At 70.2% G+C, this 16,968-nt stretch carries 19 protein-coding genes; 10 read left to right on the top strand and 9 right to left on the bottom strand.

Going from position 1 to position 16,968, the window contains the following annotated elements; translation table 11 throughout:
- The first annotated feature begins 136 nt into the window (after positions 1-136).
- The 3 genes from DDV73_RS10700 to DDV73_RS10690 are packed head-to-tail and all read left to right on the top strand — an operon-like array spanning position 137 to position 2,788.
- The gene (locus DDV73_RS10700; protein ID WP_109507232.1) at positions 137-1,255 is read left to right on the top strand and encodes a Nif3-like dinuclear metal center hexameric protein; all 1,119 of its coding nucleotides are present in this window, start codon (positions 137-139) and stop codon (positions 1,253-1,255) included.
- Positions 1,233-2,051 (top strand): zinc ribbon domain-containing protein, encoded by an 819-nt coding sequence (locus DDV73_RS29700; RefSeq protein ID WP_420818472.1) that lies wholly within the window; start codon positions 1,233-1,235, stop codon positions 2,049-2,051. Before DDV73_RS10700 ends, DDV73_RS29700 begins: the two co-directional genes overlap by 23 nt.
- On the top strand, positions 2,048-2,788 hold the full coding sequence (locus tag DDV73_RS10690; RefSeq protein ID WP_170126019.1) for a histidine phosphatase family protein: 741 nt from the start codon (positions 2,048-2,050) through the stop codon (positions 2,786-2,788). Before DDV73_RS29700 ends, DDV73_RS10690 begins: the two co-directional genes overlap by 4 nt.
- Positions 2,789-2,802: 14 nt before the next feature.
- Here the strand turns inward: DDV73_RS10690 and DDV73_RS10685 are convergent, their stop codons facing one another.
- The 3 genes from DDV73_RS10685 to yaaA all read right to left on the bottom strand — a co-directional run bounded on the left by DDV73_RS10685 (position 2,803) and on the right by yaaA (position 5,932).
- Positions 2,803-3,999 carry a Fic family protein gene (locus DDV73_RS10685; RefSeq protein WP_240617228.1) on the bottom strand — a complete coding sequence of 399 codons (1,197 nt, stop codon included), beginning with the start codon at positions 3,997-3,999 and terminating at the stop codon, positions 2,803-2,805.
- Positions 4,000-4,080: 81 nt separating this feature from the next.
- The gene (locus DDV73_RS10680; protein ID WP_240617227.1) at positions 4,081-4,725 is read right to left on the bottom strand and encodes a GNAT family N-acetyltransferase; all 645 of its coding nucleotides are present in this window, start codon (positions 4,723-4,725) and stop codon (positions 4,081-4,083) included.
- Between the two features lie 433 nt (positions 4,726-5,158).
- On the bottom strand, positions 5,159-5,932 hold the full coding sequence (gene yaaA / locus DDV73_RS10675; protein ID WP_109507260.1) for a peroxide stress protein YaaA: 774 nt from the start codon (positions 5,930-5,932) through the stop codon (positions 5,159-5,161).
- A 63-nt stretch (positions 5,933-5,995) separates the two neighbouring features.
- Between yaaA and DDV73_RS10670 the strand changes: the two genes are divergently transcribed.
- Both DDV73_RS10670 and DDV73_RS10665 read left to right on the top strand, forming a co-directional pair.
- Positions 5,996-7,453, top strand: coding sequence for an RNB domain-containing ribonuclease (locus DDV73_RS10670; protein WP_109507229.1), 1,458 nt, complete (start codon positions 5,996-5,998; stop codon positions 7,451-7,453).
- 158 nt (positions 7,454-7,611) lie between these two features.
- Positions 7,612-9,243: a peroxidase family protein gene (locus DDV73_RS10665; RefSeq protein WP_109507228.1), complete on the top strand. Its 1,632-nt coding sequence runs from the start codon at positions 7,612-7,614 to the stop codon at positions 9,241-9,243.
- On the opposite strand, the gene DDV73_RS10660 is transcribed toward DDV73_RS10665, so the two are convergent.
- The 5 genes from DDV73_RS10660 to DDV73_RS27890 all read right to left on the bottom strand — a co-directional run bounded on the left by DDV73_RS10660 (position 9,240) and on the right by DDV73_RS27890 (position 12,888).
- Positions 9,240-9,872 (bottom strand): maleylpyruvate isomerase family mycothiol-dependent enzyme, encoded by a 633-nt coding sequence (locus DDV73_RS10660; RefSeq protein ID WP_109507227.1) that lies wholly within the window; start codon positions 9,870-9,872, stop codon positions 9,240-9,242. The genes DDV73_RS10665 and DDV73_RS10660 overlap by 4 nt on opposite strands.
- Positions 9,873-9,890: 18 nt before the next feature.
- Complete coding sequence (gene merB / locus DDV73_RS29130; protein WP_240617226.1) at positions 9,891-11,453, bottom strand: organomercurial lyase MerB; 1,563 nt, start codon at positions 11,451-11,453, stop codon at positions 9,891-9,893.
- Positions 11,450-11,851 carry a MerR family transcriptional regulator gene (locus DDV73_RS10650; RefSeq protein ID WP_109507226.1) on the bottom strand — a complete coding sequence of 134 codons (402 nt, stop codon included), beginning with the start codon at positions 11,849-11,851 and terminating at the stop codon, positions 11,450-11,452. Before DDV73_RS10650 ends, merB begins: the two co-directional genes overlap by 4 nt.
- Before the next feature lie 48 nt (positions 11,852-11,899).
- Complete coding sequence (locus tag DDV73_RS10645) at positions 11,900-12,586, bottom strand: peptidoglycan recognition protein family protein (RefSeq protein WP_161962353.1); 687 nt, start codon at positions 12,584-12,586, stop codon at positions 11,900-11,902.
- 140 nt (positions 12,587-12,726) lie between these two features.
- Entirely contained in the window at positions 12,727-12,888 is a 162-nt protein-coding gene (locus DDV73_RS27890; RefSeq protein WP_154402712.1) for a hypothetical protein, read from the bottom strand.
- On the opposite strand from DDV73_RS27890, the gene DDV73_RS10640 reads away from it, so the two are divergent.
- The 5 genes from DDV73_RS10640 to DDV73_RS27885 all read left to right on the top strand — a co-directional run bounded on the left by DDV73_RS10640 (position 12,887) and on the right by DDV73_RS27885 (position 14,729).
- The gene (locus DDV73_RS10640; protein WP_206050814.1) at positions 12,887-13,270 is read left to right on the top strand and encodes a metallophosphoesterase family protein; all 384 of its coding nucleotides are present in this window, start codon (positions 12,887-12,889) and stop codon (positions 13,268-13,270) included. The two genes, DDV73_RS27890 and DDV73_RS10640, sit on opposite strands and share 2 nt — an antisense overlap.
- Complete coding sequence (locus DDV73_RS29470; RefSeq protein WP_276310111.1) at positions 13,231-13,356, top strand: hypothetical protein; 126 nt, start codon at positions 13,231-13,233, stop codon at positions 13,354-13,356. Before DDV73_RS10640 ends, DDV73_RS29470 begins: the two co-directional genes overlap by 40 nt.
- Positions 13,357-13,674: 318 nt before the next feature.
- A complete protein-coding gene (locus DDV73_RS10635) occupies positions 13,675-13,869 on the top strand; it encodes a hypothetical protein (protein WP_109507224.1) in 195 nt (64 codons plus the stop codon).
- 342 nt (positions 13,870-14,211) lie between these two features.
- Positions 14,212-14,592: a hypothetical protein gene (locus tag DDV73_RS10630; RefSeq protein WP_109507223.1), complete on the top strand. Its 381-nt coding sequence runs from the start codon at positions 14,212-14,214 to the stop codon at positions 14,590-14,592.
- The gene (locus DDV73_RS27885) at positions 14,589-14,729 is read left to right on the top strand and encodes a hypothetical protein (protein WP_154402711.1); all 141 of its coding nucleotides are present in this window, start codon (positions 14,589-14,591) and stop codon (positions 14,727-14,729) included. The genes DDV73_RS10630 and DDV73_RS27885 overlap by 4 nt, the downstream gene beginning before the upstream one ends.
- 633 nt (positions 14,730-15,362) lie before the next feature.
- Here DDV73_RS27885 and DDV73_RS10620 read toward each other — a convergent pair.
- On the bottom strand, positions 15,363-16,811 hold the full coding sequence (locus DDV73_RS10620; RefSeq protein WP_206050813.1) for a phage major capsid protein: 1,449 nt from the start codon (positions 16,809-16,811) through the stop codon (positions 15,363-15,365).
- Positions 16,812-16,968 lie beyond the last annotated feature (157 nt).

Genomic DNA, 16,968 nt, shown 5'->3' with positions numbered 1-16,968 from the left:
CAGGGCACGCACATCGCTACGTTGTCGTCGGTCGACGGGCCACCGGCCCGCCTCCCTCCTCCGCCTTGCGCTGCACGCACCCTGACCACTCACACCCTTCGACGAACTTCCGGGCGTGCCCACTAGCCTGACCACCATGACGACGCTGGGCGAAGTGGTCGACCTCCTGCACACCTGGTACCCGCCTGCCACCGCGGAGAGCTGGGACGCCGTCGGACTGGTGTACGGCGATCCCGGGGCGCGGGTGCGCAAGGTGATGTTCGCGGTCGACCCGACCCAGGCAGTCGCCGACGAGGCGGCCGAATGGGGCGCCGATCTGCTCGTCGTACACCACCCGCTGTTCCTCAAGCCTGTGCACGGGTTCGCGCCGACCACGCCGAAGGGTCGCATCCTCTGGACCCTGGCCAAGGCCGGCTGCGGTCTGTTGACCGCCCACACCAACGCCGACCAGGCGGAGACGGGAGTCTCCGAGTCACTCGCACTCGCCCTCGGCCTGGAGGAGCTGGCCCCGCTGCAGCCGGCTGCCGGTGTGGCGCTCGACAAGATCGTGGTGTTCGTGCCGCCCGACGCGGCGGCACCGGTGCGGGCCGCCATCTCCGACGCCGGGGCGGGAGAGATCGGCAACTACGACCACTGCTCGTTCACCGGCCAGGGCACCGGGCGGTTCCGGCCGCTCGACGGCGCGGAGCCGACGGTCGGCACCGTCGGCAACATCGAGACCGTCGAGGAGGACCGGGTCGAGGCGGTGCTGCCGCGCTCGCGCCGGGCTGATGTGGTGGCGGCGATGAAGGCCGCGCACCCCTACGAGGAGCCGGCGTACGACGTCATCGAGCTCGCCGACGCGCAGATCGCCTCCACTGGCACCGGCCGGGTCGGCAAGGTCGCGGCCACCACGCTGCGCGAGTTCGCGGAGGCGGTGGCCAAGATCCTGCCGGACACCGTGCACGGGGTCCGGGTCGGCGGTGACCCGGAGCGCGCCGTACGCAAGGTGGCGGTGTGCGGCGGCGCGGGCGACTTCCTGCTTGACGCGATGGCCGCGACCGATGCCGACGTCTACGTCACCAGCGACCTGCGCCACCACCCGGCCGCCGAGTTCCTCGAGAAGGGCGGCCCGGCCCTGGTCGATATCGCCCACTGGGCCGCCGAGTGGACCTGGCTACCCGTGGTATCCGAGCGGCTGAACGACGCTTTGGGGGATACGGTGGAGACCCGCGTGAGCACCACGCCCACCGATCCATGGACCTTCCGGGTCTGACCCAGGTCCGAACAGACATCTCGACAGCGCCATTTCACAGAGGGAGCCGACGCTGAAAGCCGACCCGTTCGCCCAACTCAAGCTGCTCGACGTACAGGAGCACGACTCCCGGATCGACCAGCTTCAGCACCAGCTCGCAGGCCTCGCCGCCGACGCGGAGATCGCCGAGCTGACCAAGACCCGCCTCGATCTGGAGAAACAGGCCCGCGACGCCAAGATCCTCGTCGACGACCTGACCACCGACCAGAAGAAGGCCGACGCCGACGTCGAGCAGGTCAAGGCCCGCCGCGAGCGGGACCGCGGCCGGATGGACCAGGGGCTGATCACCAACCCCAAGGACCTCGAGCGGATGCAGCACGAGCTGGTCTCGCTCGAGCGCCGGATCAACACCCTCGAGGACGAGGAGCTGGAGATCATGCAGAGGCTCGAGGACGCGCAGAACGAGCTCGACCGGCTCACCGGCGAGCTCGCTGCGACCGACGACAAGCTGGCCCAGCTGATCACCACCCGCGACGAGAAGGCGGTCGAGCTCAAGGCGAACGTCGACACCGTCACCGCCGAGCGCGCCGCCGCGGCCGAGGGTCTGCCTGCCGACCTGGTCACCCTCTACGACAAGCTGCGCGGCCAGAAGGGCGGCGTGGGTGCCGCGGCGCTGCGGGCGCGTCAGTGCGGCGGCTGCCGGCTCACCCTCGACAACGCCGAGCTGGGGATCATCAAGAAGGCGCCGTCCGACGAGGTGATCCGCTGCGAGGAGTGCCAGCGGATCCTGGTCCGGACCGACGAGTCGGGGCTGTGAGCTCCCAGACCCTCGGCAAGGACGACGCTGCCAACCAAGACCAGCACAGCCGCGGCTGGTCGGGCGGGGGTACGCCGACCACGCTGCTGCTGGTGCGCCATGGCGTGACCGAGCACACCGCGGCGAAGCGATTCTCCGGCGGACTGGCGAGCAGCAACCCGGCACTCAGCGAGGAGGGGCGCGAGCAGATCCGGGCCACCGGACTCTGGCTCGCGCCGATCGCCGGCGACGTCGATGCCCTGGTCGCATCGCCGGTACGCCGCACGCTGGAGTCCGCGGAGATCCTGGCCGAGACCCTCGGCCTGCCCGTGGAGACCGAGCCCGGGCTGGCCGAGATGGAGTTCGGTGCCTGGGACGGCCTCACCTTCGCCGAGGTCGCCGAGCAGCACAAGGACGACCTCGACCTCTGGCTGGGCTCGCTCGACCACGCACCCAGCGGTGGTGAGTCGTTCCGGACCGTCGAGCAGCGGGTGCTGGCCGCCCGCGACCGGGTGCTCGCGACGTACACGGGGAGGACGGTGGTCGTCGTCAGCCACGTGACTCCGATCAAGACCCTGGTCGCGCACGCCCTCGGCGCGCCGCTCGAGGCGGTCTACCGGATGGAGCTGTCGCCGGCCTCGGTGAGCGTGCTCAGCTACTTCGACGGCGGTCCGGACGGCACCACCCCGATGACCTCGATGCGCCTCTACAACGCCCGCCCCGTCGAGACCGCCTTCCTCCGCCCCGCTCGCCACTGAGCCCGGCTCAGGGATCACGTCGCCAGGGCTGCGGCCGCGATGCGAGCGCCGAGGTCGTCGAGCTCATCGAGCAGGTCCGAGGCTCCCCAGACCTGCTCGCGCTTGCGGTTCGTCAGCGGTCGGAGGACGCCGGTCTCCTGCAGCCGCTCGATGGCGGCGTACACACTGCTGGCCGACCCGCCGACCAGGCGAATCGCGTCCTCGGCGGTGAGGATCGGCGTGGCTGAGAGGCGCTCGATCAGCCGCGCGCCACTGCTGCCGTGTCGGACGCCGCCCCGCCCGCGCCACTGGGCCGGCAGCTCAGCGATCCGAGATGCCGTGATGCGGGACTCGCGGGCAGCGATCAGCGATGCCTCCGAGAACGCCGAGATGATCGGTTCCACCTCGCCTGTGCGGTAGCGCCCGAGTAGCTCGAAGTACGCGTCGCGACGAGCGACCAGGGCAGATGCCAGCGGAATGACCACCGTGGTGGTCGCGCGCCTACGTCGCAAGATGGTGTTGATCAAGGCCCGGCCGATGCGGCCGTTGCCGTCGGTGAATGGGTGGATCGACTCGAACTGGGCATGTACCACGGCAGCCTGCGCCAGGATCGGGAGGTCGGTGCGGTTGGCGAAGACAATGAGATCCGCGAGGTACTCCGACACTGTCTCTGCGGGCGGCGGGACGTAGAGCGCGTTCCGTGGCGAGTGGTCGCTCCCACCGATCCAGTTCTGCATGTCCCGTAGTCGGCCGGCGTAGGCCTTCTCGTATGGATCATCGGCCATCAGCGATCGGTGGGCGCTGAGGACGTTGGTGATTGCGATCTCGCCGCCGTCGTCCACTGAGTGAATGAGGTCAGCAAGGGCGTCCACTGACGCTGCCATCGAGGTGGCGGCCGGGTTGGACCGGGTGCCGTGCAAGGCTCGCGCGAAGTCGTCGGTGGACGCAGTGACCTGCTCGATCTTCGAGGAGGCCACCGACTCCGTGCGCAGCAACAACGTCTCGAGTGCGTCGAGGTCGCCGCCGTGGGCGTGGTCGAGCGCCGCGATCTCCAGGATCGCCTCCTCGGACCGGGCCGTGAGATCGGACGACACGACGAGGGCGCGGTCCGCGATCAGCGGGGGCCGCATGGCGAGCACGGACGAGAGCTTCCGGTCCTCGGCGGTGCCGCCGCGCTGACGCTGACGCCAACGGCGTCGCTCGGCGGCGTGCGCAGGCCAAGTCGCGCTCACGAGACTGCTCCTCACGGACTAGCAAACGTGTTATTCCGACTTAGATAGTATAAGTCGGAATAGCGACGCCGCTATTCCGAGTTACGTGTCGCGGCATCGGTCCCGGACCTCGGGGTGTGCCCGGAAGCCGGCCGACACGTAGGCGGCGACGGCGCCGACGTTGGCGCTCGGGGTACAGACGATCGCGCTGGACGAGCCCAGCTCCCGGAGCGCGGCAGCTGCGGCGACCGAGATCGCTTTGCCGTAGCCGTGACCGCGATGGTCCTGGTGCACGCCCACGGGCTCGAGCAGTCCGGGCTTCCCCGGGCCAGCCGACCAGACCGTCGTCGTTGCCACCGCACGGCCCTGGCCGTCGTACCCGACCAAACACCGGGCATCGGCGTACGCCGGTCCGGAAGCCATCGCGTGCCAGCGCTCGTCGATGAACTTCGCGCTGCCGAACGCCGACCGGTGTACCGCTGTGCAGACGGGTGCCTCCTCAGGTCCGATCACCGCGACCCGCAGCCCACAGTCGTCGACCGGCTTGGAGAGGTCGCGAGACAGCGGTGTCCACGGCTCGTCGGCGGACCACCCGTCACCGACGAGCAGCGCCTGGAAGGCCGCGCCGAACCGCGCCTCGACGCAGATCTTCCCTCGCGGCAGGACTCCGCGCTCCGGCTGGGTCAGGTCGGTAACCAGCTGTCGGGCGAGCTCCTCGTGGTGGTCGGCGTCCGGCGCGATCGCCATCCGCACCAGCCCGGGACCGTCCAGCAGCCCGACGGCGAGCAGCTGCCCGTCCCGGCTCCAGGTGCGGACCGCCGCGGCCGTCGCCTCGGCGCCGAACCGCCAGTGCCAGCCCAGGTCTCCCGGGTGCAGTTAGTGGTCACGCCCGGAAGTTCATCGGGGCCTGAGCGGCCAGGGCACGCACATCGCTGCGTTGTCGTCGGTCGACGGGCCACCGGCCCGCCTCCCTCCGACGCCTTGCGCTGCACGCACCCTGACCACTCAGACCCTCGAGGAACTTCCGGGCGTGACCACTAGATCGGTGGGCCCTCGAACTGCCACTCCCGCAGCGCGTCCACGGCCTTGGTCAGCCTGGCTACGTCCGAGTCACCCAACACGATGGTCATGGGCCGATCACACACCACCGCGGCGCTGCTTCGCGCCTGGTTTTGGCGCGTCAGACCGCGTCGACGACTACGTCGAGGAGGGTGCCGGCGGGCGCCGGGTCGCCGACCTCGACCTTCCATCCGAGGTCGCGCAGCAGGTCGGCAAGCCCGGCGGGGGTGCGCGGGGAGCGGCCGTCCTCGAGCAGGGCCCGGACGATCCGTCCCTTGGTGGCCTTGTTGAAGTGGCTGACGACGGTGCGTTTCCCGTCGGCCTCGTGCAGCACCCGGACCGTCGCGACCCGGGTGCCGGCGGGCGGCCGCCAGAACGCGGCGTACGTCGAGGACCGGAGGTCGACCAGCAGCCCGTTGCCGAGCGCGTCGGTGACGGCCGGGCCGAGGTGGGCGCGCCAGGTCGCGGCGACCGGGCCGAGGCCGGGCAGGCTGACCCCGCCGGCCAGCCGGTACGGCGGAATCACGTCGCCGGGCCGGACCAGGCCGAACAGCGACGAGGTGATCGCGATGCGGTTGTTGGCCCGCCGCTTGGCGCCGGTCGAGAGCGTGGCGAAGCCGAGCGCGTCGTACAGCACGCCGGTGTAGATCCGGTCCGCCCGGGCCGCCGGAGCGGTGCGGAGCCCGACGTTGCCGGCGATCTCGGCGAGCTGGGTGCTGCCCAGACCGAGTACGGCGGCCGCGCGCTCGGCGTCGGTGGTGCACAGCTCCACCAGCGCCGCGAGCACCCGCTCGCGCGGCTCGGTGAGGGTGGGGAAGGACAGGCCGGCCGGGTCGAGCGGACGAGACCGCCGCGGCACATGCTTGCCCTCCGAGGGCGGCAGCAGGATCAGCACCAGCACAGCCTAGGTCGCGCCGCCTCCCGAGCGGTCGGCGCCGCTCTGGTTAGGGTGAGGATCATGTCGACTCGTGTGGTGAGCGTCCGTAGGCAGTCCGCCGGCCCCGACGGTGCGGTCGCCGCGGCGACCCTGCGCGACGGGATCGCCGCGATCCAGGCCGAGATGAAGGTGACGCCGGAGTTCCCCGAGGACGTCGAGCGGACCGCGGCCGAGGCGGCCAAGAACCCCCGGCTGCCGGAGCTGGACCGCACCGACATCCCGTTCGTCACCATCGACCCGGCGACGTCGATGGACCTCGACCAGGCACTCCACATCGAGCGCGACGGCGAGGGCTACGTCGTCTACTACGCGATCGCCGACCTGTCGGCGTTCATCACCGCGGGCGACCCGGTCGACGTCGAGGCCAACCGCCGCGGCGAGACGCTGTACGGCGCGGACTCCAAGATCCCACTGCACCCCAAGTCGATCTCCGAGGACGCCGGCTCGCTGCTGCCCGACCAGGTGCGCCCGGCGCTGCTGTGGACGATCAAGGTGGATGCCAAGGGCGAGGGCACCGAGGTCACCGTCGAGCGGGCCAAGGTGAAGTCGCGGGCCAAGCTCGACTACGGCTCGGTCCAGAAGTCGATCGACGCCGGCGACGCCGACGAGGTGTTCGGGCTGCTGAAGGAGGTCGGCGAGCTGCGGATCGCGCGCGAGGCCGACCGCGGCGGCGTCTCGCTGCCGCTGCCGGAGCAGCAGATCAACATCGAGGGCGACCGGTGGACGCTGGAGTTCCGCTCCCTGCACCCGGTCGAGCAGTGGAACGCGCAGATCTCGCTACTGACCGGCTTCGCCGCCGCACACCTGATGATCAATGCCAAGGTCGGCCTGCTCCGCACGCTGCCGCCGGTCGACGAGCGCGACGTCAAGCGGCTGCACCGCACCGCTCGTGCGCTCAAGATCGACTGGCCGGACCAGACGCCGTACCCCGAGTTCATCCGCTCGCTCGACCCGACCCAGCCCAACCATGCGGCGATGGTGGTGGCGTCCACCCGGCTGCTGCGCGGCTCCGGGTACGTCGGCTTCGACGGCCAGGTGCCCGAGCAGCCGCAGCACTCCGCGCTCGCCGCCGAGTACGCCCACGTCACCGCGCCGCTGCGGCGGCTGGTGGACCGCTACGCGCTGGAGACCTGCGTCGCGATCACGGCCGGGACCGAGGTGCCTGGCTGGGTGCTGGAGAAGCTGGAGACACTGCCGGACGTGATGCGCGACTCCGGCCGGCGCGGCAACCAGTACGAGAACGCGATCCTCAACCTGGTCGAGGCGGCCGCGCTGGCGCCGCGGGTGGGCGAGACGTTCGCGGCGGTCGTCGTCGAGCTCGAGGACAAGGACGACCGGCGGGGCACCGTGACGATGCAGGACCCCGCGATCGAGGCGTCGGTCTCCGGGAGCGCGCCGCTGCCGCTCGGGACCGACGTACAGGTCACGCTGGCGAAGGCTGACGTCGCGAGCCGTTCGGTGGAGTTCACGCTCTCGTAGCGAGGGTGCCGAAGCGGGCGAACCTAACAATCCGGTAAGAGATGCCGCGCGCGGCAACCAGTCCGCGCGCTGCTGCGTCTGTTAAACACAAGAGCCACTTCATGGCTCCCTGCCGGCCTGCCGCCGGCAGCCGCAGACCGGATTCAAGGGGGAACGTCATGTCGAGCAAGCCAGCCGAACCGGCAAAGCAGGCTCCAGCTGTAGGTCGAGGCCGCCACGGCCGGGACATCTTCGTCATCGAGGGGGAGGGCACGTTCGGGCCGGACGGCAAGGTCGCCGCCAAGGACGACCCGACCCGTGCCTCCGGCGCCGAGGCCGCGGCCGCGGCACCGTTCCGGTTCTCCCGGATGGGCCCGAAGGGCACCAAGGTCGCCTTCGACGTACGCCGCAAGATCGCCCGCGCGATGACCGTGACCAACAACGCCGACGGCGTGCCGGCCGGCTACACCTACCTCGGCCAGTTCGTGGACCACGACTTCACCTTCGACAAGACCCAGGTGATGCTCGGCGAGGACATCAGCCCGACCGAGCTGCTGCAGGGCCGCTCGCCGTCGCTTGACCTGGACTCGGTGTACGGCGCCGGCCCGCTCGACGCGGCATCGAAGAAGTTCTACTCCGACGGCAAGCACCTCAAGGTCGGCAAGACCACACGGATCGGCAACCTGATCGCGCGGGTCGGCTTCGACGTACCGCGGGTCGGCACCGGCGCCAACGACCAGGCCAAGCGCAAGGCGCTGATCCCGGACCTGCGCAACGACGAGAACCTCGCGGTCGCACAGCACCACGCGGCGTTCATCCGGTTCCACAAGCGGGTGCTGGACACGCTGCCGTCCTCGGTGCCGGACGGCGAGAAGTTCTTCGAGGCGCGGCGCAAGGTCGTGCTCCACTACCAGTGGATGCTGCGCACCGACTACCTGCCGCGGATCATGGACGGCCGGGTCGCCGAGGACGTGTTCAAGAATGGCCGGAAGATCTTCGAGGTCGGCGCGGACCCGCTGTCGGTGCCGACGATGCCGATCGAGTTCGCGGTCGCCGGGTTCCGGCTCGGGCACTCGATGGTGCGAGAGGCATACGACTGGAACCGTGAGTTCCCCGACGGCGCCGGCACCCTCGACTTCCTGTTCACGTTCTCCGCGACCAGCGGCAACCTCGGTGGCAACCCGACGCTGCCGAGCAACTGGATCGTGGACTGGCGACGGTTCTACCCGTTCGACCAGTTCGGCCGCGCCGACCTGAAGGCGCCGGCCGGCGAGTTCAACCGGGCCCGGCGGATCGACAGCCTGCTGGTCGACCCGCTGGCTGCGCTGCCGATCGGCTCGTTCGGCGGCAAGCAGTCCGACGTCGGCACGATCCAGGCCAACCTCGCCTTCCGCAACGTGACCCGGGCCAGCATGCTCTCGCTCGCGTCCGGGCAGCAGATGGCGGCGTTCCTGCGGAGCAAGGGCGTCTCGGTCACCACGCTGACCGCCGCGCAGCTGCGCGACGGCTCGGGTGGCGCCGTACTCTCCACGCTGACCGCCGCACAGCGGACGACGTTCCTCGCCAACACCCCGCTGTGGTTCTACATCCTGCGCGAGGCGGAGCTGAACAACGGCAAGCTCACCGGCGTCGGCGCCCGGATCGTGGCGGAGACATTCCACCGGGCGATGGAGGGCAGCAAGCACTCGATCGTGCGCAACCCGGGCTTCCGGCCCTCGCTCGGTCAGGTGGCCGGCAGGTTCGGGATGCCGGACCTGATGCTGTTCGCGTTCCAGGGCAAGGAAGAGCTGCTGAACCCGCTGGGCGACTAGAAGAACATCCGGAGCTCGGCCATCGTGACCCCGTCCAGGGTCGCGGTGGCGAGCTCCGGCCGGCGGTGTGCGGCGATCCGGACCAGTCCGACGACGTCGGTGGTGAGCTGCCCGGCCGCCTCCGCGCTCGGGTCACCCAGCCGCAGTCGATCCGGTACGCCGTGCTGCGCGGCGTCGGTGAGCGTCACGTCGGTGGCCGGGATGTCGCGGCCGCCGGACCGGTCCACCAAGATGCCGACCGCGTCGGCGACACCCTCGCTCGCGTAGGCGTCGTCGCGTCCCAGCGCCTCGCGGATGTCGCCGCCGTGCACCCACTCGCCGAGGGCCACGCCGGCCACTGACGGCGCCTCGGCGCCCAGCCGGTAGGCGTGCTCGAGCTCGTCCAGAACCTGGGCCAGCGGCCACGGCTTCCGCTCGTCGACGTCGCGCTGGTTGTCCTCGGGGCTGAAGCTGTGCAGGTCGTTGGTCGCCACCCGGATCAGGGCGCTAGCGCAGTGGGCGATCACGTCGCGCACCGACCACTCGGTGCACACGGTCGGCAGGTCGAAGTCGGCGTCCGGCGTACTCCGCAGGACCGGTAGCAGCGCATCGCGCTCGGTCAGCAACAGCCGGGTGTGGACGTCGGTCATGCCGCCGATCCTGGCAGATCAGTGGCTGGTCCAGCCCAGCTCGACCATGGCGAGCCTGGTGACCTCGAAGTCCTCGTGGATCGAGGCGACCTGCCCATGCGGATTCAGCGTAAGCCAGTCGGTGGCTGCCTGTGCGGACGAGAAGAAGTTTCCGAGGTTGCAGATCTCGGCCCGGACGTCGTCGACAGCCCGATCGGGCCGGAGCTTGGACACGACCGTGGACGCCGGCTCGACGGACACGACGCGCTCGGGAGTGATCTCGACGGTGATTCGCTGCCGCGTGGCCGGACAGGTGGACGTGATGGTGCCGGACCGGCCGAGCACCACTGAGAACTCGAGGGCGTCACTGGCGCAGAAGGCGTAGACCACGCGGTCGTCGAACGCGAAGCGGTGCGGCGTCTCGCGGAGCGTGAGGCCGAACCCGAGAATCCGGCCCTGGTCGTCCCAGTCGGTGCCAGGGTGACGGCTGAGCTCGGCACGGATCTGTTCTTCGGTCCAGTCCTCGCCGGCGACTACCTGTGCGACGGAGACCGGCTGCCCCTCGGCCAGCAGCCGGGCCAGGTGCGGCAAGAGGTCCGGAATGCCGAACTGCTCCCGGATGAGAGAGGCAAGGCGCTGGGCCTCGTCGTTGAGGAGCGAACCGAAGAGTGAGGCGCCGAGGTGCTCGGCCTCGGGTTGGGTGAGGACCTCGCCGGGGATATCGGGGTGTTTCGCGATCCACTCGGCCGCGCTGGCGCGGTCGACGAAGAGGTTGAGGTAGTCGCAGCAGCAGTCCGCCGACGGCCCGCACTCGGCGCTGGCACCGATGAACGCGACTGCCGCGGCGGGAGACCAGGTGCCGCCGGCCGCCGCGGTCATCGTGACCGTGATGGTCTCGCCGGTGACGGGGTCGACGGACGTGATCAGCGTGTCCCGGCCGAGCATCGCGGAGATTCCGAGCGCGTCGATGGCACACATGGCGTAGACCTCGGCTCCGGACTCGACGCGAACCCGGTGTCGCGTGGGGGTCGCCGAGAAGGGATAGGCGACCACGATGTCCCCGTCGATGCCGAGCCGGAGGGCGTCGGCGTCGTGCAACGCGGACAGTACGTCGCGAGTGCTGCGGTCACTGCCTGCGGTGGCCGGCTCGAGGTCTGCGAGTGAGGGAGCGCGGCCGGTCCGTGCGAAGTGGCGGAGCACTTCCTGATGGACCACTCGCTCGACCGGCTTCAGTGGCACGGCCGCCCTTCGCCAGGCACTCAGGATGTCCCGTCGTCGGACAGGCCCGTCACCAGCCACAGCCGCCACGGAGATGGCCTTGCGCAGCTGGTCAACTGAGGGCGCCGCGTCGATCCGGCCGCGCTCGTCGCGATAGAGGCGACACGACAACCCGCCGCCTCCGGATGTCGGTCCCGCGAAGGGATCCGTGCCGTTCACCAGCACGGTGGGGGAGCCGGCCATGCCGCGGCCGATCGCCTCGGCTTCGGTGGTCACCTCGCGCGTGACGAGCGGGAGGTCGGTGACCTGCGCGAGCCGCTCGAGCATCGCTGCAAGGTTCGGGCAGTCCGGGACGTGCAGGACCTCGATGGTCGTCGCGTTCACTGGATGCTCCGGTGCTCGATGGCGTCCAGCAGGGGACACGAGCGGTCGTCTCGGGGCCGCTCGCAGGTCGCGATCAGCTCGCTCAGCGAGTCGCGCATCCTCAGCAGGTCGGCGATCCGGGACTCGAGGTCGGCCCTGCGGATCTCAGCCAGGGCGCGTGCGGAGTCACAGTTGTCCGGCCCGCCGGCGTCGAGTCGGATCAGCTCCTCGACCTCGTCGAGGGTGAAGCCGAGCTGCTGAGCGCGCTTGATGAACCGCAACAGGTCGACCGCCGCTGACGGGTAGTCGCGGTATCCGCCGTCGGTCCGGGGCGGCTCCCGCAGCAACCCGCGACGCTCGTAGTAGCGCAGCGTCTCGGTGTTCACCCCGACCTGGCGGGCGAGTTCTCTGGATCGCATGGATCAATGCTCAACCCCGGACCCAGGTACGGAGTCAAGGCCTGAGTGCTAGCGCCGCCGCGCGGCGGTGTTCCGGATCCAGCGGAGCGTGGTGGTCAGCGACCACTTCGGCGTACTCCGCCGGTCGTCGTGGTCGATCCGGATGGTGTCGCCGGCCTTGGCGATCTCCTCGCGGACCAGGCGGCGGATCTGGTCGAGTGACTCCTGGCTGAGCTTGGTCACGTCTACTCCGTTCACTATCTCGATGGCGCGGGCGAGGATCTCGCGACGCTGGTCGATCTTGCGGTCGCCGGGACAGACCTTGCCGCGAGCCTCACTCCAGACCTCGCCGCCCGACACCCGGCCCGGGAAGTCGAAGTCGCTGAAGTCGCCGTCGATCCCCTGCCGGTGGTACGCGAGCCCACGGCTGGTCGGGCGGCTGTTGGGGGCCATCCGAAGCGGGATGCCGTGGGTGCGGTGTGCCCAGGCGAGAATCTCGGCGTTCCCCTCCACCTGCTCGAACGTCAGGGCGGGTACGGCGTGCCCGTTGCCGGTGTTCCAGTCACCGAACGAGCGACCGTGGTCCTCGTTCTCGATCGCGATCACCCGGCGGTTGCCGTTCAGGTTCGCGCCGCTCTGGAAGCGGGTGTCGCGCGACTGCAGGATCGTGCCGTCCGCCTTCACCGAGAAGTGCGCCGCGTGAGCAGGCGCGAACCCGACGATGGTGTGCACACAGACGATGTCATGGCGAGCCATCAGCCTCCCCGGGCTGTGCTCGCCAAGCCATGTCGCCTTGGGCATCCGCGCCATAGGTGCTCCCTCAGGGCTGGACCGAGCCAAGGTTGCACCCTACTTACCGAGCCCTCCCTGTGGGCAAGGACCCGGCCGTAGCGGTCTCACTCTCCGAGCCTCGCGGGCGACTCCGCGTCGGCACGGATCAGCTCCGGGGCGCCGGTGCCGTCGGCCGGCACCGACCAGACCGCCGGACTGCCGGAGCTGTCCCGCACGGTGTAGGCGACCTCGGTGTCGGAGAGCCACGCCGGGAACTGGCACATCATGTCGCTGAACTCCGAGGTGTCGATGTCGGCCGGCTCGGCCCAGGAGACCTGGCTGCGCCAGGACCTGGCCGCGTCGACCAAGCCCTGCACCGCGGCGTACTGGCACAAGCCGCTGTTCACCTCGGGCGCCAACCACTCGCCGAACACCGCGACCCGGCCGCTGTACCAGGCGCTGTACGACTACGACGCCGAGGTTGTGGTGACCGGCCACAACCACCATTACGAGCGGTTCGCCCCGATGAACCCGCAGGGCACCCTCGACAACACCAACGGCATCCAGTCGTTCGTGGCAGGCATGGGTGGCGTCGGTTCTACGGCTTCGGCACCATCCAGCCCAAATCGTTGGCCCGCAACAACGACACGTTCGGCGTCCTCAAGCTGACGCTGCACAGCAACAGCCGGGACTGGCAGTTCGTGCCGCAGTCGGGCAAGACCTACAACGACAGCGGCACCCGCAGCTGCCACTGACCGCCCGACCGAACACACGAGGGGAGGGCCCGGCCGAGCCGGCAGGGCCCTTCCCTTCCCTGGTCAGTGGCGTGAACCAGCTCAGCATCAGTGCATCCTGCGCTGGCTGAGGCAGTCCACGTTTTGGTGATCCAGGTGTGTCACTAACCCGGTTTAGTGACACGCATGGATCAGCAACCGGGAACACCCCGGGTCTGCTCGGGGTCGGTGACCGTCGCGCCCTTGGCGGATCGACTGGGCCCTGACCTGCCAGGTTTGGGGGAGCAGCGTGGCAAACTGAGATGGTCGGTAACCGCGCACAAACCTGAGGAGGTCACGATGACGAGCACTCCGCACCCTGACCTGCCTGCCGAGTGGGTCAGCGACAAGGTCGATCTCGACGAGCTCTTCAAGGATGCCAAGCCGATCGGCGACGGCAGCGACTGGGCCTGCACGTCCTTCTTTGAGAGCGATGAGGAGCAGCAGGAGTTTGTGGCCTGGTATCGCGCTGAGCGCGAGAAGGACATTGCCTGACGCGACCTCGGTCAGCGGCGCCGCCTCGAGGTGGAAGCGTTTACGACGCGGCTGATGCTGCCTCGCGGTCGCGACCCAATGGCGGATGGGCTGGCTCATAGGCCGGGTTGTGGCCCCGCAGGGAGTGCCAGCGTTGGCTGGCGTTGGCACACGGTGGCTGACCTGGGCATATGCGTTTGCTGCCGTGGGCCGCCGTTGGTCTCCTGCGGAATTCTTGCGGGCGCTGTGCGGGCGCTCGGCGGATCGGCGGACTCGGGCGACCGCACCAACACAGCGGCCCCGGCCGGTGCTGTAACACCGACCAGGGCCTAGGAACGACGGTCTAGAAGGGACCGACGAACCATGGACACATCATCACAGAACAACGACGACGAGTGGCTGCCCGAGCTGTGCCCTCCCTGGTGCACGGCCGACCACGCCGCGGTGTACGCCGAGTCCGGGGACTGGGTCCTGGCCCAGCTCCACACCCGGTCGGGCGGGAGTGACTTCCTCGATGAGATCCGCAATCCGATCGACGGCCGCGTGATGCGGCGCGGCGGCGGGGAGTACCAGCTGCGCGCCGAGCAGGAGGCCAGCCCCACGGGCCGCGGCTTCCTGACGACGCCGGTGGTGAACCTGCGCGTCACCGGACCGCCGGCCGTCGCGGTCGAGCTGACCACCGGCGAGGCGCGCAGCCTTGCCCGGCAGCTCGAGCACCTGGCCGACGCGGTCGAGCTGTCATGAGCCTCAGCGAGGTCATGGACCAGCTGGACGACCGTGAGGCGCGCTGCGACCTGGCGCACTTCCTGGCGGCCTGGTTCGAGAAGTCAGACCCGGACGGCCTGGAGCAGGCGCTAGCCGCGTGGGAGGCGGACCGATGAGGCGGCTAGAGATCGGCTTGGGCAGCCTCCCGGTCAAGATCATCAGGAGAAGCCGGTTCGAGCGGTTGATCCGAGCCGCGTACGAGGCCGGCCAGCGCGACGGCGCGCGACGCCCACAACAGGGCGCACGCGGCCCGGGCCGGCGCCGCGAGGGAGGGCGGCACCTGCACCTGGTCTAACCCCCGCTCGAAGTCAGCGCCCCCGGGAGCCACCCGGGGGCGTTGCTGCGTAACGTGGCTGCGGTGAGCACCTGGGAGTGGGTCGGGGTCGCGGTGATCGCCGTCGTCATCGGTGCCGCGCTGGCGGCGATCGCCGGCGTGGCGATCGTGGTCCTGGTCGAGCGGTGGCGCGAGCGCTGAGGCGCCCGTTACGTAACGCGTTACGTAACGAGCTCGGAGCCGGGTGGGGGAAGTCCTGACCCATGGGTCAGCGCAAGTCGATCCCCCGCGATCGCGACCCGACCCCCGGGTGCGTCGACAACAGCAGGGCCCGTCCCGGGACAACTGACCCGGGACGGGCCCTGCTGTGGCGCTGGCGGGGTCTACACGGCCGAAAGGAGAGGGGGCACCGCTCGCCCGCCATCCGTCCCCAGCAGACCGCGAGCCGCTGGGGTGAGGTTGACGCCGCGATCGGCTAGGCCGCGCTGGCCACGTCGAGCAGCCGGGCGGCGTTGGTCACCAGGACGTCGGAACCGGTGCGCGCCCACAGGAACGCGCCACGCTGGCCGGTCGGCCGCCCGTTGGCACCGACGACGTTCTGGATCAGCTCCAGCTGCGCGCCGATCCGGTCGACGATGACGAAGGCCTGGCGCCAGTCGCCGTACGCCAGCACGAAGTTGGACACCGCTCCCGACGTCGTAATGGTGCTGTCCATGTTCGAGTTCTCGTGCAGCGGCCGGTTCAGCAGCCGGCCCTCGGAGATCTCGGGGAACAGCCGCGCGCCGGCCGTTGTCTCGAACTGGGACATCAGGTTGATGATCGGCAGCGCCGCCTGCCACGACGCGTTCGGCGAGAACCGTGCCGGCAGCGCGTTCTGCAGGGCGTACACGTCAGCCCTGGCGAACGTGTCGTCGGCCGCGGCGTTGACCTCCGACGCGGTACCTGCCAGGCCGGTGACGAACCCCTTGGGCGCCGTGGTGCCGGGACCGGTCGTGTACGCGGTCGCCTGCAGCTGGTCGAGCGCGTCGACCAGGAGCGTCTGCAGCTCGATCATGAAGCTCGCCCCGTCCATGCCGACCTCGAAGGAGAACGGAACGTACGCATCGCCGAGGAAGACCGGCACGCTCGGGTTGGCCAGCGTCGGGGAGGCGTCCGCGGCCTGGGCAGCTTCGGCCTTCCACTCGGCGACCACCCCGGCACTTGTGATGCCGGACCACTGGTCACCCAGCGTCTGCTCGATCCGGGCGATCCGGCGCAGCGGGTTGGTCGAGCCGGCCGAGGTGATGTTGATCGCGGGGTCGAGCGTGAACGGCACCATGAAGCCGCCGGCGCCATCGGTGAGCGACATCGCGCGCAGCTCGGACTGGACCTGGGCGACCGCCTGGTAGGCCTCGAGCTCGCGGCCCTCGAACAGCAGGTGTCCGCGCACCGGGTCGGCCACCAGCTTGGCGAAGGCGGTCAGGTACGCCGGGTCGCCGGCCGCGACGGCCCAGCGAGCCGCCAGCGAGCGATCGCGCGGCATGCCCTGGTCGATGAGCCGCGTCGCGCGCTCGGCGGCGTGGTCGGCGATAAGGCCGGAGCCGTGCGCGGTGTCGATGGTGCGGGCCGCCTGGTCGCGGGTTGCGGTCACGTTGCCGAACATGTCCCGAGACACACCCGTGTTGGCCGGGTGGAACCCGGGGTCATCGTGCCCGGGGAGGCCGCGAGTGCCGACCGCGCCGCCCTCAACGTGGCCGTCCTCGACATTGAGCTGGAGGCTGCGCAGGTCGAGGTGCCGGGACTCCGTGATCAGCTCCGCCATGCGGGTCTCTTGTGCGGTGGTGAGGTTGTCGTGGCCGCTGAGGGCCTGGAGCTCGTCGGCGATCTCGGTCGAGCGCGCGGCGAGCTGGTCGTAGCTCATCTGGTGGATGGGAGCGGTCTTCATGGCGTGGTCCTCCTCGGACACGTCGAGAGGGAAGCGGAGCGCGTGCCGCTCCGCTGCGTCCTGCCGAGGCGTGTCCCGCTGGACCGCGGCGTCCCCACCCAGGGGCTGCCACACTCAGGCTGTGTGCAGTTGGTGCCGGCCAGCCCATCCGGGCCAC

The organism is Nocardioides speluncae (genome assembly GCF_003121585.1).
Classification (GTDB): Bacteria; Actinomycetota; Actinomycetes; order Propionibacteriales; family Nocardioidaceae; genus Nocardioides; species Nocardioides speluncae.
Note: the sequence above shows the minus strand (reverse complement) of the source record. Positions and strands in the feature narration are given on the sequence as shown.

Bases quoted from the DNA above. Each gene is read 5' to 3' on its own strand.
- DDV73_RS10630 (WP_109507223.1), top strand. From the start codon at position 14,212: ATGGACACATCATCACAGAACAACGACGACGAGTGGCTGCCCGAGCTG.
- DDV73_RS27890 (WP_154402712.1), bottom strand. From the start codon at position 12,888: ATGATGTGCCAGTTCCCGGCGTGGCTCTCCGACACCGAGGTCGCCTAC.
- DDV73_RS10650 (WP_109507226.1), bottom strand. From the start codon at position 11,851: ATGCGATCCAGAGAACTCGCCCGCCAGGTCGGGGTGAACACCGAGACG.
- DDV73_RS10635 (WP_109507224.1), top strand. From the start codon at position 13,675: ATGACGAGCACTCCGCACCCTGACCTGCCTGCCGAGTGGGTCAGCGAC.
- DDV73_RS10660 (WP_109507227.1), bottom strand. From the start codon at position 9,872: ATGACCGACGTCCACACCCGGCTGTTGCTGACCGAGCGCGATGCGCTG.
- DDV73_RS10665 (WP_109507228.1), top strand. From the start codon at position 7,612: ATGTCGAGCAAGCCAGCCGAACCGGCAAAGCAGGCTCCAGCTGTAGGT.
- DDV73_RS27885 (WP_154402711.1), top strand. From the start codon at position 14,589: ATGAGCCTCAGCGAGGTCATGGACCAGCTGGACGACCGTGAGGCGCGC.
- DDV73_RS10620 (WP_206050813.1), bottom strand. From the start codon at position 16,811: ATGAAGACCGCTCCCATCCACCAGATGAGCTACGACCAGCTCGCCGCG.
- DDV73_RS10670 (WP_109507229.1), top strand. From the start codon at position 5,996: ATGTCGACTCGTGTGGTGAGCGTCCGTAGGCAGTCCGCCGGCCCCGAC.
- DDV73_RS10645 (WP_161962353.1), bottom strand. From the start codon at position 12,586: ATGGCTCGCCATGACATCGTCTGTGTGCACACCATCGTCGGGTTCGCG.
- DDV73_RS10680 (WP_240617227.1), bottom strand. From the start codon at position 4,725: ATGGCGATCGCGCCGGACGCCGACCACCACGAGGAGCTCGCCCGACAG.
- DDV73_RS10700 (WP_109507232.1), top strand. From the start codon at position 137: ATGACGACGCTGGGCGAAGTGGTCGACCTCCTGCACACCTGGTACCCG.
- DDV73_RS10640 (WP_206050814.1), top strand. From the start codon at position 12,887: ATGTCGCTGAACTCCGAGGTGTCGATGTCGGCCGGCTCGGCCCAGGAG.